Raw genomic sequence first — 16434 nt, 5'->3', positions numbered from 1 at the left:
TCTGCGCAACAGACGGCACGCTAGTCTTTTGCTGTAATATCGCTGATTGACTTCGCGGAAAGCAGCTTTGCCCTCGTCGTATAGCGCGGCCCCTGCATCGCTCCCGATTGTGCACTCCCGAACGGAATCGGCCCGATTGGCTTTGCGGGCTCGGAAAATACCAGCTTGTACTTTCCATTTTCGCCGTAAGGTTCGATCCGCTCGACAGGCGCAAGATGCGTGATGGCTGACACAGGCTGCGCTTGATAGGCGGCGATGTATTTGATCTTTTGCAGCATCCCGCCCGAGATGCGAATTGCATACCAGGCATTCTGGCCAACGAAGACCTTCTCAAAACCCTCCTGTTGAGCCGGTACGATGATCGTATCAGGTTCATTAGCAACGGGCGGTGCAGCCGCACTATCTGCATGCGCCTTCGGCAGGGCGACGGCCTTCGGCTGTTCGAAACAAGTCAAGCCGATCAGAGGCAGGATTTGGAGCATCTCCCGCAGGAATGCTTGAGTGTCGGCGCGCTCCGCTTCGGAAAGCTGCGGTGCCTGCGGCTCCACGCCATTTTCGAGATGGCTTTGGTCAATTTGCTGGGCACGCTGGATCAGCGCATATTCCAACCATGTCGCGTGAGCGCGATTTAGGCCACCAGTCGCGTTGGATACGAAAACTGCCACCGAACCCCAGAAGTCCTTGCTGGCATAATGGCTGTCAATTCGGTTGCGAACGACATCACCCTGACCGATGTAAATTGTTGGCAAATCGTCGTCCGTAACGCGACCAATCAGGATATAAACTCCAGAGCGCGAAAAGTCGGCCCGGGTTTTGATCTTTGGCCAATCTTCGCGTGGGAATGCGATGCCGAGTCCAGTCCAGTTCATCCGGTCGATGATACGCAAACCCTCGGGATTGCCGTCTGGAACGAAAATGCGAATTGTGAATGGATCAGCCACGCTTCCTCCTGCCGTTCCTGTTGATCTGCGCATGATAGAACCGAGCTGGCAGTCTCTCAAGGATGCGCGTTCGCATCGTCCGAACAGCTGTCCGGCTTGCCGCCTTGCTTGACGCAAGCCCGATACACCCAAGGCACAACGTAACTGCCCGCCCATACTCCACGTCGCGCGTGATCTGACTTCGCGTTGCGCGCTGTCGTATTCGTCTTTGGACTCGCGAGGCCAGTCGAAAGCGAGCGCACCCGCACGAGCCATTCCGCAAGATCGGCGCCGGCCGTCAGCTCTGAATTCGGCAACGGTTTTGAAGGATTCAATGGAGTCGGTGCGGGTCGCCTCGGCGGAGCCATTGACGCCCAGACTGGCCGTAAAGATCGCAGTTGCTGGACTGGCGGGCATCAGATCCGCGCTCGGCGCCACAGAGCTTTTCTTGGATACCTGCAGATTGAGAAGCGTGTCCACTCCCCAGTGGTCGAGATAGGTCGGTCCTTTACCCGTCGTTCTGTAAAAGTGCGCGACAGCATCTCTGACTTCGCACTTGATGTTGATCAATATCGAGGCGACCAGCTCGTCGCTATCAACAGCGTTAGCTGGAAACTGTGCGATCTCCGGAACGTAGGTGCCGCATCCGCTCAGAAAAGCCGTCAGAGCCACTGGCAACAGAAGATGCTCGCGGACATGAGGCCTCGCAAAAAAAAATCTGTATCAAAATCAGTTGGCATTTTGAGCATAGTACGACCTAAAATAGCAACAAGTGGATGCATGTTGAGCGCAAAAGGCGTATTGCGACGCCACAAACAGTGTCATTCGCGGCTGGCGGATCGGGTTGACGAACACTCAGTCCTGGGAGACGACGGAGCGTTTCCCCGCGTGTGAAAACCAGAGAATGTACGCGAGGACAAATTGTTGACGACGCACCCGCAATGGAAGAGAGCAATTGTTCGTCTTCCCGCCCAACTGGATAGGATCGACCGCTCCGGCGGAGAGGACAGGATCTGCGAAGGAATTTTCGCGGTGTGGAAATCACTAGCCTGCGCGCCTTCGCCCATTAAGCACTTATACTCCAATATACCGGAGTCCGATATCTCGGCGACTGCCGCGGCGTGCGACGTCAATTTTCCGAACTTTGGACTTGCTTTCGACGGGAGTGAAGGAGACGCCGATCTTGTTCGAAAGCTTGGGGGATGCCTTCGGGCGCTCGAGAACGAATTTGTGGCGGAGCACTTGGGCGCGCATGGTTGGCGAAGCGATCCCAACGATTGGAAAGTCGGAGGCGGAGCTGCTCATTTCATTCCGATGGGGCGTTTGGGCTGGCGTCCACCCAAGGATCCAGCTGGAGATCGACGGCCGTTCGACCAGCGGGGTTTGCTCCGAGTTCGAATAATTCCGACCATTGTCGATGGTGCCACTGTTCGTCTCGAACGCCCGGACCATCTTCTGTCGCCCGACGCTGCAAACTTTGGTGCCGTGCTGTTTCCAGGCGCGAAGTTCGACTCCAAAGAGACGACGTCGACATTCTTCATCGAGGCGGTCGAGCTTCCCAAAGGGCGTCAGATTATCGCGACTGCATGCGAGGGGGCGCACCAGCAGTGCTGTCGAGCCGTGGTGTTCCCGGAGCTGACGATCGACCACGGATCTCGCGATTTCATACAGCAGCAACTTCGGAAGAAGCCGTGGGCGAAGGGTGCCCTGCCACCCAGCCCTCATTTCGTGGTCGCCGGCTCATGGCACCAGTTCGAAGGAAGTCATCGATACAACGTCGCCACGGTTTTCGATGGTCACGGTGTCCAGCTGTTCACGCAGCGGAAGCGCTTGGTCTACAAGGATCCCGAAGGACGGGCCGAGGATATCCAACCTGGCAATGAGTTCGTGATCCTCATTCTCGGCGATGCGCTCTACGGCTTCGGTATCTGTCTCGACCTCTGCAACAGGTGCTATGATACCCCTTACGGAGAGCTCGACGTCGATTTTGTGGTCGTTCCCTCCTGCGGGGACGCCAAAACTATGACCAGCCACATGGACGCGGCCAAAGACCTCAACTTTCGCCGAAAAACGCGTACTTTCGTGGTCCAACAGGCCTATCCCGCGATCTCCCGAGCGGCCGGCTTCGTCTTGGCGCCGGATGGAAAGCCCGGCGAAGTGCCGGTCAACAAGCTCAAAGTAGCCAAGTCCTGGTCCACCTTCAGCGCCTAGTCATTTTACAACCATTGACTTGTTACTAATCGATGCCAATGTAAAAGGACAACAAACGATGTCCCTGGATAACTCGAATGCCGCCCCCCAGCCGCAAGGCGCTTGAGAGCGCCCTCGATGAAATCGCGCGCGGCGATGCGACCCCGTCAGAGGCCGCGGCCACCGTTCGACGTGCGCTCGCTATCGAGCCTCCGCTCGTCCATCGGGTTTATGACGCGTTGCGCGATGTAACTTGGCGCACCCTGACGTCCCGATCGTTCGGCGACGAACTTCGAGATTGGTTCGAGCTCTTTCGACACGCCTCCGCGCTTATTGGCGACGGATCGGCCGTCGCAGAGAAGATTCGAGCATTGGCAGACCTGCTGTCGCAGTCATCGAGATTTTCCGAGTATCAGCCTCTGGAGGAGGTTCTTGGGCGAAAGCACTCCAAGTCCGTTTTGAAAGCACTAGGCACCGCAGGTAAGGCGCTCAAGAAGAGTGCACTGAAGAACTTGCTTGGTCTCGAAGATGCAAATCTCTCTCGCGTGACGGGCGCTCTTCAGGGCAGTGGATTGATCGAACGTTCATCGTCCGGGAAGGAGGCAAGCTTCCTCCTGACTGAACTCGGTGAACGATGGGTGCGAAAGTCCAATCTCCATGTTGAGTCGGGCAGTACCAGCAGCGATGCTTGGTGGCTCAAGAGCCCGTTTCCGCTTGCTGTCTGGGACACCGACGGCTCTCCGGTAGGAGCGAATGAAGCATTCCGATCATTGACCACTCAGAATGCCGAGGATCTCCCGCCTCTTTCGGATTGGCGCCTCGATCTCGCCAAGACGGCGAGAGACGAGCGACGAATCTCTGGCAACACGTGGCAGGTGGAGGTTGGCGAAGGCAAGTGGCTCCAGTTCGTCCAGAAGGTGACGGCAGACGGCAAGTACTGCACTCTCGCAGAGGATATTTCCGCCGAGATGGAGCTCGTACGCAGCCTGGAACACCAGCTCAGGATAGCAGCCGGAGCACAGGCAAGCCTGCAGCAGGAACTCACCGATTCCGAGCGAAGATTGCAGGCATTCCGATCAGCGACGCAAGAGATCAAGGAAGGGTTGGTCAAGGTAGCGGCATCATCGAATGAGCGAATTCGCAATCTGCTGCAGAACTTTGCGCATTCACCGGGCCAGGCGAGGGTGCCACAGGAGCTGCAAGAGGTCGGACGGAGCCTTGACGCAATCCAGTATGCAGTTGGCAACGTTATGGCGCCAGTCGACATCGTTAGGCGTGAAGGCCTCCACGTTGGGTGGATGAATGTCGGTCTGACTATACGGCAGAGCGTCAATGCCGCTAACGTGATGTGCGCTGGAGAGATGAAGTATAAAGGGGACAATATTCTGGACGCTCAATCTATTCATGGCCCAGTGTCGTCCATGCGAGTTGCTATGGGTCATCTCATATTGGTAGGGGCCAGTCACGGTGGGCAGCTAGTGGATGCCGGCATATCGGGGAAAAAGTTTTTCGCCACTTTGAAGGCCGTGCGACCTGCGGGCCAAGACGCAGTTACCTCCTTCAACTTGAGCTACTGCAAGGAAGTGGCGGAACGAATGGGCGGTTCTCTCATCGTACAAGGTTCGGACAGCGATCGCGAAGTGCTGCTAAAGCTTAATTGTCCCGTCGACAAGGCAGAAGCCCGAGCTAAGACGTAACGGCAGCGACTTTGCTCGCGTGGCGGGCCTATCGGGAGTTTTTCTCAGTAAGCCCTACGGTATCGGACCGCGAAGCAAGGGCGACATACCGTTATGCGAACAGATGGCCGGGCGGCGTCAGCAATGAATGCGGCTATGGGACCTTGGTAGGGCGGATATGCCCAGCCCCGGACAGCTTCCGCGCTAAGGTCGACAAGCCGGCCATCGGTGCCTTTGCTCGTTCGAACATGGACGGAATTCTCGGCGGTCCATTGCGCCACTTCTCAGGCTGGCAACTCATTCGTTCTGCGCCGTGATATTGTACCCGTCATCGCCCATAACGAGCACTCGGGAGCAGATCGAGCACTTCTGCGGTGAAGTTCGTCGAAGAACGCCGCTAAACGCAGGTTTTAAGCGAGAACATGCGGTCCATTGCGCTAATCACATGCGATCAGGGATGTAAAATAGATGCAATGTTACGGCCGCCGATCTTCGAGCGTCGATCCTTGTCGGACCCCTTGCAACAGAGGCGCAAATTCAAGGAGAGATGGCAGCCTTGGCAAGCCGGCGCTAAGCGCCGCCCTGGCGGTCCGCACCATGCTCAAGCCTTCGCAGGAGCGGCGAGATTAGTGATCTCAACGAGGAAATCGTGCTGAGCGGCTATGAGAAATAGCGAAGCAAAAGCATTGGTTTGTGTGATGTCTTGGGGGCTGGCTGCAGCCAAAAGCGTCTCGACCGTCCGCTTAGTGCAGGACTCAAAGAAGCGCAGCTGTGTCGCGCCCATACAGGGCGAATCGGAAACAATTGCTGGCCACGGTCGTGTCGCTCCTTGTTTTTGATTGTGATGCCGGTAAAGCTAACCCATATTTGGGGGGCGAATTGAGCGACGGGGGAAATCAGTTCACGGCTGCCGCATCAGCTGTCGGGTATCTTTATCAAGCTCGACTTGCGTTGCTGTTGTGTATTCCTCACGTGAACAGTGGTGCGGAAGTTGAGGTTTCGATCGAGCGCCTCGATGACATTTCCTTCGAGAAGGACGGCACCGCCTTCGAGCTTCTTCAAACCAAACATCACATTGATCGCGTCGCGAGCCTCAGCAATGCAAGCCCGGATCTCTGGAAAACCATTCGGATCTGGGCCGAAGCGGCCAAGGATGATCCGTCGCTGCCGTCGCGCGCGAAATTGGCCCTTGTTACCACTGCAGCTGCCAGCCCCGAATCGGCGGCCGCTTTGCTTCGGCCGCCGGGCGCCTATCCGACTGGGGCAAAGCGCAATCCGAAATCTGCCAACGAAATCCTGACGGAAGTCGCGCAGACCTCAGCGAACGAGGCGCTAGCGCCAGCGTTCGCGGCTTTCCTCGCGCTGGCCGAGCCAATGCGGTCTGCGCTCCTCAGTGCGGTGGAGGTCCTTGACAACCAACCGTTGGTTGCCGAGTTGGATGACAAACTGGAGCTTGCTCTTAGGTTGGTCGCCCCCGTCGGCAAAGCGGCCGCCGCGCGTGAAGCACTCGAGGGGTGGTGGTGGCCTCGGGTCTGCGCCGCACTGGTGAAGAGCCCTTCTGAGCCCATTCCGATTGGCCTGGTGGAGGCGAAGCTTGACGACATACGGGACGCGTTGAAGCGAGATGCCTTAGTCGCGGATTTCGAACATGCCGAGCCTGGTGAAGCGGAATACGCCGAGTATGATGGATTTCGCTTCGTACATCAGTTGCACGTCATCGGACTCGGGGGCAATCGACTACGCTTTGCGAAGCGCGATTTCTATCGAGCCTTTGCGCAGCGGTCCAAGTGGACGCGAGAGCATGTCGTGCTCGACGAAGAGGTTGAGCAGTTCGAGCAACGCTTGCTCGAGGAATGGGAGCCGCGATTTGAGGCTATGTGCGACGTTCACGGCTCTACACCCCCCGGGGAACCAACGCTCAAGCAAGATGGGCAGGCACTCTACCAATGGGTCGAAAATGACGCTCGGTTCCCGTTCCGCTCCTTGACTGCCCGGTTCTTGAACGTGGGGTCCTACCACATCCTAGCCAATGACCTTCGGGTTGGCTGGCACCGGGACTACGTCTCAATTTGCGCGGAGGAGAAGTGAGATGGCCGGGCTCACGCGCTTCGAGCTGGCTTGGCGGGATAGACCGCAAGAAGAAGCGGCTCACTTCAACCCGGCGTTCTGCGGTGAATTGCTGGTTAGGATGATCAACGAGTTTCAGAAGCGGGCAGGCGGCGCGATGCCATTCGCCTACGCATTCGTTGCCTTGCCGTTGGTCCTCCATCCCGGAGCCCGGAAGGCGCTCCCCGGCAGGGCCAACACGGCGTTCGCTTCCTGGGCCGGCGAAAACACGACCACGCTCAGCACGCTTCCCGACCGGACTCTGCGGCTTAGGCCCGTGACGCGGGAGGCGCTCCTGTTTCTGGCGCAGCTCGACGCGATCAAGGTCAGTTCGGACGGCGTGATGGTTGGGAAGCGACCCATTAAATTGGGTACCAAGCCTTCGGCGACAACGGACGAGGTTGATGCAATACGGCGGGCCGCCGGTTTGCTGGGACGCTGGTTTGGCAACCAGTCGGATTCCGCTGCCGTCCTGCAAACCTTGGGAGTGCGAATTTGACCGTTCAGATCAGAGCCATCGCGATCTATTCGCAGGACGGTGAGCGCCGGGACGTGCGATTCAATCTTGGCACGCTAAACATCATCACCGGCGCGTCCAAGACGGGGAAGTCGGCCCTTTTGGATATTGTCGATTATTGCTGGGGCCGTTCAGAGTGCACGATCGCCGAGGGTGAGATTAGGCGAGGCGTTTCCTGGTTTGCAGTGCTCTTCGACCGCGACGGCGAAGGCATCATGATCGCGAGGCGAAATCCCGGCCCAGCCGGCAAGGCCAGCGATGAAATTCACTTCGCGCGCAATGTTGATAACTTTCCCGAAACTAGCGCATCGCTTGTGAAAAATTCGACCGCCGACGGGTTGCGGCAAAGGCTTTCGGCTATCCTTGGGGTGGCGGAAAACCTCTACATGCCAGAGCCTGGCGCAACGCGTCGTCCGCTTGAGGCATCTGCCAGTCAGGCAATCTTCTTTTGCCTTCAAAACCAGGACGAAATCGCCAATCGCCGTCTGCTCTTCCACCGGCAAGGCGAAGAGCGGATTCCGCAGGCCATCAAGGACACGCTTCCGTACTTCGTGGGCGCCATGGGCGAAGATCACTACCTGAAGCAAAAGCGCTACGAAGACGCTCGCCGTCGACTGAGGAGCTTGGAGCGTGATTATGCTGACGCTCGGGCACTGGCCGACGAAGCATCCGGGACGGCTCGCAACCTCCTACAGGAGGCCAAGCGCATCGGCTTGCTGCCGCTCGACGTCTCGTCCGACTCCCTCGAGGGGGTTCGGAGCCTCCTGGGTCAAGCGGCCGCACCGCGGTCTTTAGACTACGCGAAGACGGACGACCCGGCGGCTGACTTGACGGATCTGGAGGATCGGCGCCGCCGCATTCGCTCTGAGCTGCAGGAGTTGCGGGACGAGATCAAGGATCTGCAACGATTGACGCGAGAGGCATCGGACTTCGAAGGCGAGGCAAGCGAGCAGCAGGCGCGACTAGCATCGATCGGCCTGGTTGGGCATGGCGCGGACGGGCATGAGACTTGTCCGCTCTGCGACACCCAGTTGGCTGTGGCCGTGCCCTCGGTGGACGAGATTAGGCGTTCGCTCGATCGACTGGACCGTCAGCTTAGTACCGTGCGACGGGACAATCCGCGTCTGCAGGGCCAGATCGCGGAGCTCGAAACCAAACGAACGACTCTGGAAGAGGAGTTGACGATGGTCCAGCGAGACATCACGACGCGGATCGCCGACAACGAGCGGCTTCGCATCGAGCAAGACCTGTTCACCGAGCAGGCCCGTGTGGCGGGCCGCATCGGCTACTACCTCGAGAATGCACGCACCCTGTCGGATGGAGAGGGGCTTCGCCTGCAGATCGCGAGGGTGAGAGCCGAAGTGGTCGAGTTGGAAGGCGCCCTGGACCAGGAGGCGATGGAGGAGCGCTTAACGACCGCTCTCAGCTTGGTCGGACGCGATCTCACCGAATACGCTAGCCGGCTTCAGCTGGAGCACGGCGAGAACAGCCTCCGTTTGGACCGAAAGAACCTGACCGTCGTCGCTGACACCGTGCACGGGCCGCTGTCTCTGCCCCAAATCGGCAGTGGGGAGAACTGGGTCGGGTATCACGTGGCGGCGCACTTGGCTCTCCACAAGCTCTTTCGCACACTCGATCGGCCGGTGCCGGCTTTTCTAATGCTCGACCAGCCCTCCCAAGCTCACTATCCGAAGGACAAGGACCTCGGTGAAATTTCCGGCGCTGAAGACGAGGATCAACTGGCGGTTGCCCGCTTGTACAGGCTGCTGTTCGAATATTGCATGGCCATGGGTCCCAACATGCAGGTCATCGTTGCGGACCACGTCGACCTTCTCCAGGCGTGGTTCCGAACTTCAACGGTTCAACGCTGGCGCGACGGCATAAAGCTCGTTCCGATGACGTGGCTTCGCTAATGCTTTGTGGGTTGTGAGAAGGCCCAGCCGGCGATCTGACCGATTTCGATTAAGCTTAAGCAATGCATACATGCCCACCGCCGATCAACGCCCTGGACCAATGGCTTGAACCCAATGGGACGGTAGAGCGGAACTACGGGCACCTGCTTCTCGAACAGAAGGGCACGATCGACCAGGACCTCATCGACGCGTTGCGTCCGTACTTTGAGTCGGCCCACCTCGACGCGCGCGAATATTTCCATGAACAGATCGGAATATCTCTTCATCCCGACGCGGCGGGCCAACCGCTTCCGATCAGCTATCCCAACTGCTTGCCCTCAAAAGCACATCGCGGCCTCTTCGGAGAGGTGGTGGCCGGCCTGGTAACCGAGGCCTACCAGGACGAGTTCGTCGGCGGTCACGAATGGCGCGTACCGATCTTCCTCTTTCGCGAGCACGATGACGTCGAGAAATATCTCTGGGCGCTCCGGTTCGATCCGAGCCGCACGCGCGAAATCTATGGCCGTCACGGCTCTGATTTCATCGGCATCGCCCTCAACGCTCAGGGCGAAGTTGCGCGCGTAATCGCCGGTGAAGCCAAATGGCGCACGTCGCTGACGCATTCTGTCGTGAAGAGTTTGCTTCTCGGCCCGAAGGAGGAGGACGAGGACACCGGTGAAATGGTGCACAACGGACGGGGAATCTGGTTCGAGGTGAACCGCGATACGCCGGTCCCGCACGGCCTTCGGCAGTTGCAAAAGCTATTGGAGCAGCGAGATCCAGACGGGCATGCCAATGCAATCCTCTCGATCGACCGCGCGGTGTTCGGTCAGGGCCCGCTGCCCGGTCGAACCAACTTGGTGCTTCTTATTGGGAACGGGGCGAGACGACGCGAGGCTTTGAGCTGCCTGATCCCCTGGGAAGAAGCTCCGGCGGAGTACACGGCGGCACACGACCTGCAAGTTGTAGAGATTATCCTCGAGTGCGGCGACGGGCTTATCGACGAACTCTACGCTACCTTATGGGAGGACGCCTGATGCCGGAACGCGACCAAGACCGGCTCGAGGCCGCCGAGCGCGTACGGCGCGAACTGGCCATCGAGAACCAGTTGAGCCGGGCTCAGGCCAGAACCTATGTCCGTTGCCTGCAGGCGACTTGGCAGGTGCCCACGATCCTGTGGACCGAGCGCGATTCCGCGCGCCAGCTCGCCGACGCACGCCGGCTTCTGCATGCTGCGCACATCTTTCGCTCAATAGAAGGTGCAGCGTCGCAGCGCGCTATCGACTGCTATCGCCGGACCGGCGAAATTCTTGAGTGGCTCTCACGCGCCGCCGACACCATCCGGAGTGTGGTTCCTGTCGAGCTGATGGCGGCAGGGGCCTATCAGCTCGGAGGGCTGCCCGCGATGGCGTCTGGGCTATTGTCGCAAGTGCGCTCGGATCACGACGGCGTTCGACTCTACAGCGCCTTTCTGAGAGCGGACTTCGACGGAGTGTTGCGTCGCGCCGCCTTGTTCTGGCGCCGCTACCCTGACCTCACGACAGCCGACGCCAGCGCGTTGCTGCTGATCGCCATGCGCGGTGAGACGCCCGATGGGGAAGCTGGCCCGACGGTGGGATGGGCGTTCAGCGTGGAGCTGGTCAGGAGTCTCGGGCTGCTCGCCGACTGTCTGCGCCGCGGTGATGACGAACGGCTCGCGGTCGCGATGGGCAAGCTCGGTGCGCTCGACGCCATGGCAACTCGCACCTTCAGCGACGACGCCTCGCTGGTTATTGCCATCATGCGGGCCGTCGCCGACAGCTTCGTTGCAGCTACTATCTACCGGCCGCTACGGGCGCTCGGCGCCCTGCGGCCTGAGCGGAGCTCGCGGCTGCTGGCTTATGCCCGCGACCAATTCAGCCGCGGCCGCGGGATCCTCTGGACTTCACAACAGCACGGCCTCCAACGCCTGCTCGAAGAAAGCTCCTTTGCGCTTTGCACTCCCACCGGTTCGGGAAAGACGCTGGTTGCGAATCTCGCCCTTATTAAGGAACTGCTGCTGCGGGAGGACGAGGGATTGCAGGGGCTGTTGGCCCTTTACATCGTGCCTTCCCGGGCCCTCGCCGGGGAAGTCGAGGCAAAACTCACCTCAGAACTCGGCCATGACATCACCGTCACTGGTCTTTACGGCGGGGCGGACTGGGGCATTACCGACTTCTGGCTGACCAGCGAGCGGCCCGTCGTGCTGATCGTCACCGTCGAGAAAGCGGATGCGCTGATGCGCTATCTCGGCAAAATCCTGATGGCGCGTCTGCGCCTTCTCATCATCGACGAAGCCCACCAGGTCGTCCCTGAGGCGAACGAGGCTACGCGACTGAGCTTCTCGGACCACAGCAATCGATCCATTCGCCTCGAAGGACTTGCGTCACGAATTCTGTCTCATCGCGCGGACGTCGTTCGGATCGCGCTCACCGCCGTAGCCGGCGGCGCCGCGGGACCTGTTGCGCGTTGGGTCGAGGGCCGACCCAACGCCGCCCCGGTCGGCGTACGCTATCGCAGCACCCGCCAGGTCATCGGCGTGCTCGAGACGGCGCCCAACACCCAAGGGGTGATCCTGCTCGATCTGATGAATGGATTGCCCCTCTACCTGCGCGGCGAAGAGGACCCTGTCTATCTGCGGCTGCAGATAGAGGTGATGCCTCAGCTGCCCCCGCGATGGAGGAATAGCCTCAATCGATTCAACTGCCTTAACGTCCTCTGGACCGCCTTGCACCTCGCCGACGAGGATCAACGCGTCCTCATCTCGGTGGCGCAAGAGCCTGAACAAACCATGCGCTGGTTTAAGGAGGCGCTTGAACGGACAGACTGGCAAGGCGTGGTGGGCTTTGAGCCGCCCGACGGTCCGCTCAAGGCGCGGTTCGACGAGGCTCGGGCGGCCTGTCTGGACTATTGCGGCGCCGACTCCTTCGAACTCTTCCTGCTCGATCGCGGGATTGCCACGAGCCATGGCCAGATGCCGCAGCGCCTGCGCCGTCTCATGGTCGATCTCATCGATCGCAAGATCTGTCCGATCACGGTCGCGACGGCGACGCTCACCGAAGGCGTCAATCTACCGTTCGATCTCATCTTCCTGACTTCACTCAAGCGTCGTTCATGGGACCCGGTTGAGGAGCAGCAAGTGATTGCGCCGCTTACCACGGCCGAGTTTCGGAACCTCGCGGGACGCGCTGGGCGGCCGGGCGCGGCACGCGGCATCGAAGGCATGACGCTTGTCGCCCTCCCGACTCAGATTTCCACCACAGGGACGGCGGGGAGGGCGACCCAGCGCCGACAGCGCGCGGAATTGGCGGCGGACTATGACCGGCTGCGTGCGTCACTGGTGATCGAGGAACGGGATGCCAACGACGTGCCCAGCCCGCTCGCGCTGCTCCTCAACCACATCTGGGAGCGCGCTAACCGACTGCTCGGCGTGGCTCCAGACGCTTTCCTTGATTGGCTCGAGAGGACGGCGCCGACTGTCGTCAGCGCGGACGCTGGTACGGGCGCAAGCGACGGGACGGCGAGGTTGGCCGACGCCATGGACGAGCTGGATGCACTCCTTCTCACATCACTCGAAGAGATTGCCCGCGTCGATGAGGCCGCCATGACACGCGCTCGCGCCGAAGCGCAGCTTGCGGTGCTTTGGAGAACAACCTTCACCGCCGTCGCTACCGCGCAGGAAACATGGCTTGAAAAAGCCTTTGTGCGCCGAGGCGCGGGCATCATCGAACACATCTATCCGGACGCGGACGAGCGCCTTCGCCTCTATCGGTACGGTCTTCCGCCGGTGGTGGGGCGGCGCTTCGAGGCCGTAGCACGACGAATACGGGAGCTGTTGGTCGCAGCGGACAACTACGGCTCGGCCGACCCGACGACGAGGATCGATCTATTTGAGGCCCTGGGCGACCTGGTCTCTGGGGACCGTGGCTTCGGCTTTCGAGTCCGCCGCACGGACACCGACGAGGCGATTCTGGAGCGGTGGTCTGATGTCCTCGGTTGGTGGATGAACGAGCCCGATGTGGCCGGCCCATCCCCCGAGGACCTTCGGTCATGGCAACGCTTTGTCGCCGACAACCTGGAGTTCCGCCTAGGTGTAGCCATCGGCGCCGTCGTCGCGGAAGCCTGGGCCGACGGTGCAGAAGATGCGCTGACGTTGCCCAGTCTCGCGGCTTGGAAAGAAACCACGGGCCTACCTTGGATCGGGTTCTGGGCGCGCGAGCTGCTGCGCTGGGGTACCCACGACCCGTTCGTGGCCTTCTGCCTTGCACAAGGTTTGGCTCATACCCGGGAGGCGGCCGGTGCGAGGCGTCGGGAGTTCGACGCATGGCTGCACGATGAGCAAGATGACCCTGAGAGTGAGGACCGGATCGACCCGCAGCTCTTCCTGCGTTGGCAGGCATCCATACCGCGAGCCGAGGGCGCTGCCGGCGCCGCGTCCCAAATGCGCGCAGCCCTCACCGGTACCACCGGGGCGCGCGGGAGCTACGCCGTTATACCGGTGAGACGGGATGACGGAACGGCTTGGCTTGACCCGGCTGGGTTCGAACTTGCAGTGACGCGCCCGATGGCGCGTGTTGGAACGCGCCCTTCCCGCAGCGACTTCGAGCTTGTCACCGCCGCCGGCGAACCGACGGTGAGGCGCCTATTCAGGCCGCCTTAGGCGCGGGCCAGGTAGGCTGCTGAGGATCGCTGACCACTTGGGTCAACGAATAGCACTCCGAACGTGACCAGCCACCCTTGCTCACCGCGTAAACCGTACCTTCAGAGCGTGGGGTGCAGATCATAGTGGTGGCGCGAGATGCGCTAGCCCTCCTGGCAAGACGCCGCGACGTTCGAACGAGCGGCGCAGCCCCTGCACATCACGACCTTGTCCCAAAGGTTCTGCTGCAACGCGGTGGATCGTCGCGGTCGAGACGTCGACAGCCGAGTACCATGTAACCGGATCTCTCCGCCTGGAAGGTAGGATAAGAGATCGAGGACCGAGGAGAGGTCGTGGAAAGTTGCGCAACTTCCTCGCCGGTCTTTCGCAAGACAGGCTTCCGGGAGATGCGATCGGCCTCACCGTAGCTGACAACGGCTGAATCTACCGAATTGGGTACTCGCTCGATCGAAGTTTCGACTGAGCAGAATACCTGAGAAGACCGAGGAAGAAGCGCTGGTAGTCCAAATCGTCAAGCCTTATCCGCTTCGCTGCCATTTTCGTAGCCGACTTTGACCCGGACGACATGCATCCAGCAACTGGCAAGTTGCTGTGAATATTGACTGGGTCGACCAAGATGGTGCTGATGCACTACCACGTGGAGAACTAACTCTCGATGATTCTGGGATCTGGATCCGAATAGCCGGTCTAGGAGGAGCAATGACCAAAAAGCAAAGCGTTCCGCGGCGGCTCCTTAAATACCGCGCGTTCAACAATCTCACATTAGATATAATCATTGCGGACAATCTCTATTATGCCGATCCCAGCACGTTCAATGATCCGCTCGATACGCGGCCTTCGCTCAACAACGATCTTCCTGTCCACGATCTCGAACGCGCAATCCGCCAACTTATCGAACAGCGCATCAACGCAGAAATGAAGGCTGCGGCCAGGACCATTAGATACAAGGGTCCGAAAACCCGAGATCATATTGATCGGCTTAGACGTCTGCAGGCAGATCAGGTCATTTCGGAAATTAGCTATAATGCTAACGACCCAAGCTATGAAATGGATAATCCGCATCAGTTTCTGCTTGGTCGCTATCTGGAGAAGGAACTACTGCTGGAATACGAAAAGGGTATCGTGTCGTTGGCCGAACGCGCCAATTGCCCGTTGATGTGGAGCCACTATGGCGACCAACATCACGGTGTCTGCATCGGTTACTCAGTGCCGTGCGAGGTGTACGATAATCTCCATAGGGTGAAATATGGTGGCAAGCGGTTGGTTGATGCCAGCAAGGTCCTGCGGATGCTAGATGGCGACAACGACGCTCGTCGTCACGTAGACGAGGCTGTTCTTTTTGCGAAAAGCGACAAGTTGGCGGTACGAGCGAGAATGGCGTTTGATCGGGCAGCGCAGGCTACGAGACTCCCCGCTGGAGCTCGAAGAGGTAATCTTCGGAATGCGCTGCAAAGAGGCCGTGAAATACGCCATCATCACCGCCCTGGATGGCAGGAGACGACCTGTGCGCTTCTATGAGATGAACGAAATACACGGGACGTTCAATTTGAAAAAACTGCCGCTGGACGAGGGAGAAATGAGGGCCTTCTTTCCAAAGAGGTCTCGCGACATCCACGAAGCGTTCCAATCTGTCGCGGTCGCCCACCATGTCGAGGAGCAGCCGTTATGATCGCTTGCCTTTCATTCCATTGGGACGGATCGATCCCATGGACCGACACGAAATGACCTGACGCGGTTACATCGGCAACGCCAGCTGTGGTTCCGCGTCGTCGACATGCAGCGCCGACAGTGAGATGCCCAAAAGCCACCCGCCTAGGGGCAGGCATCTCGTTATGCAACAAAGCGACAGATAGGCATTCCAGCTTGTCAATCGGCCCTTTAACTGCGGTTTGTTGTCAAGCTACCATTCTTCCTCTCTCCGGTGACACGCCGGTAGCGATTGCTCCGTCGGAGCTGGTCAGGTCGCGGAGACGGAGCGATCGCGGATGGCGAGACGATTGCCTAGCGGGCTTGGCAATCGACGTCGTTGGCGGCTTCGTCGGGTTGGGTTGATGTCGTAGCTGGGGTCATGGTTCTTCCGAGGTCGCGAGCGCCTCATGATGATCTCCGGATCGGGCGCCTCATGCCATAGCCAACTCGCCATCGCACCGGTCTCGAAGCCGATACGCTCGGCATGAGGCGCATGTTTGTTAAGCAGGTCAGTCAAGGCACCAGGATTAGACTTGGCTTTCCCTTCGAAGATTACTTGACCAGTCTCGCTGACAACGCACACAGCGGTTTCTCTCTGTGAGACGTCCAGCCCGACGTACTGCTTCATGGGAGCTCCTTCGAATCATTCGATTGCGAGCGCTCAACGATAACGGAGGTTGTCTGCCACGAGCGCCGACCGCAATTGCGTCATCGTTTACAAATTGACCCCTGATCGGCGTCCAATTTTGGCTCTGACTCATATGTG

The 16434-nt window shown here is 59.5% G+C and carries 10 protein-coding genes and 1 pseudogene; 9 read left to right on the top strand and 2 right to left on the bottom strand.

Features of this window, described 5'->3' with window-relative positions; translation table 11 throughout:
- Positions 1-20: 20 nt before the first annotated feature.
- Positions 21-1592 carry a GIY-YIG nuclease family protein gene (locus FXB41_RS41825; RefSeq protein ID WP_512699622.1) on the bottom strand — a complete coding sequence of 524 codons (1572 nt, stop codon included), beginning with the start codon at positions 1590-1592 and terminating at the stop codon, positions 21-23.
- A gap of 252 nt (positions 1593-1844) precedes the next feature.
- On the opposite strand from FXB41_RS41825, the gene FXB41_RS32475 reads away from it, so the two are divergent.
- From FXB41_RS32475 to FXB41_RS41190, 9 genes are all read left to right on the top strand, one after another.
- The gene (locus FXB41_RS32475; protein WP_219684663.1) at positions 1845-3131 is read left to right on the top strand and encodes a carbon-nitrogen hydrolase family protein; all 1287 of its coding nucleotides are present in this window, start codon (positions 1845-1847) and stop codon (positions 3129-3131) included.
- 77 nt (positions 3132-3208) lie between these two features.
- The gene (locus FXB41_RS32470; RefSeq protein WP_219684662.1) at positions 3209-4807 is read left to right on the top strand and encodes a hypothetical protein; all 1599 of its coding nucleotides are present in this window, start codon (positions 3209-3211) and stop codon (positions 4805-4807) included.
- A gap of 783 nt (positions 4808-5590) precedes the next feature.
- Positions 5591-6874, top strand: coding sequence for an ABC-three component system protein (locus FXB41_RS32465; RefSeq protein ID WP_246649401.1), 1284 nt, complete (start codon positions 5591-5593; stop codon positions 6872-6874).
- A 1-nt stretch (position 6875) separates the two neighbouring features.
- Complete coding sequence (locus tag FXB41_RS32460; RefSeq protein ID WP_219684661.1) at positions 6876-7391, top strand: three component ABC system middle component; 516 nt, start codon at positions 6876-6878, stop codon at positions 7389-7391.
- On the top strand, positions 7388-9322 hold the full coding sequence (locus FXB41_RS32455; protein ID WP_219684660.1) for a DUF3732 domain-containing protein: 1935 nt from the start codon (positions 7388-7390) through the stop codon (positions 9320-9322). Before FXB41_RS32460 ends, FXB41_RS32455 begins: the two co-directional genes overlap by 4 nt.
- A 62-nt stretch (positions 9323-9384) precedes the next feature.
- Positions 9385-10338 carry an aminotransferase gene (locus FXB41_RS32450; RefSeq protein WP_219684659.1) on the top strand — a complete coding sequence of 318 codons (954 nt, stop codon included), beginning with the start codon at positions 9385-9387 and terminating at the stop codon, positions 10336-10338.
- Positions 10338-13979 (top strand): DEAD/DEAH box helicase, encoded by a 3642-nt coding sequence (locus FXB41_RS32445; protein ID WP_219684658.1) that lies wholly within the window; start codon positions 10338-10340, stop codon positions 13977-13979. The genes FXB41_RS32450 and FXB41_RS32445 overlap by 1 nt, the downstream gene beginning before the upstream one ends.
- Positions 13980-14678: 699 nt before the next feature.
- On the top strand, positions 14679-15497 hold the full coding sequence (locus tag FXB41_RS32440) for a DUF2971 domain-containing protein (RefSeq protein WP_246649400.1): 819 nt from the start codon (positions 14679-14681) through the stop codon (positions 15495-15497).
- Positions 15484-15648, top strand: a complete 165-nt coding sequence (locus tag FXB41_RS41190; protein ID WP_246649399.1) for a hypothetical protein — start codon at positions 15484-15486, stop codon at positions 15646-15648. The genes FXB41_RS32440 and FXB41_RS41190 overlap by 14 nt, the downstream gene beginning before the upstream one ends.
- Before the next feature lie 450 nt (positions 15649-16098).
- On the opposite strand, the pseudogene FXB41_RS42195 reads toward FXB41_RS41190, so the two are convergent.
- Positions 16099-16296: pseudogene (locus FXB41_RS42195) on the bottom strand (IS110 family RNA-guided transposase); the annotation flags it as partial.
- Positions 16297-16434 lie beyond the last annotated feature (138 nt).

It is taken from the genome of Bradyrhizobium canariense, assembly GCF_019402665.1.
Lineage (GTDB): Bacteria > Pseudomonadota > Alphaproteobacteria > Rhizobiales > Xanthobacteraceae > Bradyrhizobium > Bradyrhizobium canariense.
Note: the sequence above shows the minus strand (reverse complement) of the source record. Positions and strands in the feature narration are given on the sequence as shown.

Coding starts and splice junctions, on each gene's coding strand:
- FXB41_RS32470 (WP_219684662.1), top strand. CDS start 3,209: ATGCCGCCCCCCAGCCGCAAGGCGCTTGAGAGCGCCCTCGATGAAATC.
- FXB41_RS32440 (WP_246649400.1), top strand. CDS start 14,679: ATGACCAAAAAGCAAAGCGTTCCGCGGCGGCTCCTTAAATACCGCGCG.
- FXB41_RS32445 (WP_219684658.1), top strand. CDS start 10,338: ATGCCGGAACGCGACCAAGACCGGCTCGAGGCCGCCGAGCGCGTACGG.
- FXB41_RS32450 (WP_219684659.1), top strand. CDS start 9,385: ATGCATACATGCCCACCGCCGATCAACGCCCTGGACCAATGGCTTGAA.
- FXB41_RS32460 (WP_219684661.1), top strand. CDS start 6,876: ATGGCCGGGCTCACGCGCTTCGAGCTGGCTTGGCGGGATAGACCGCAA.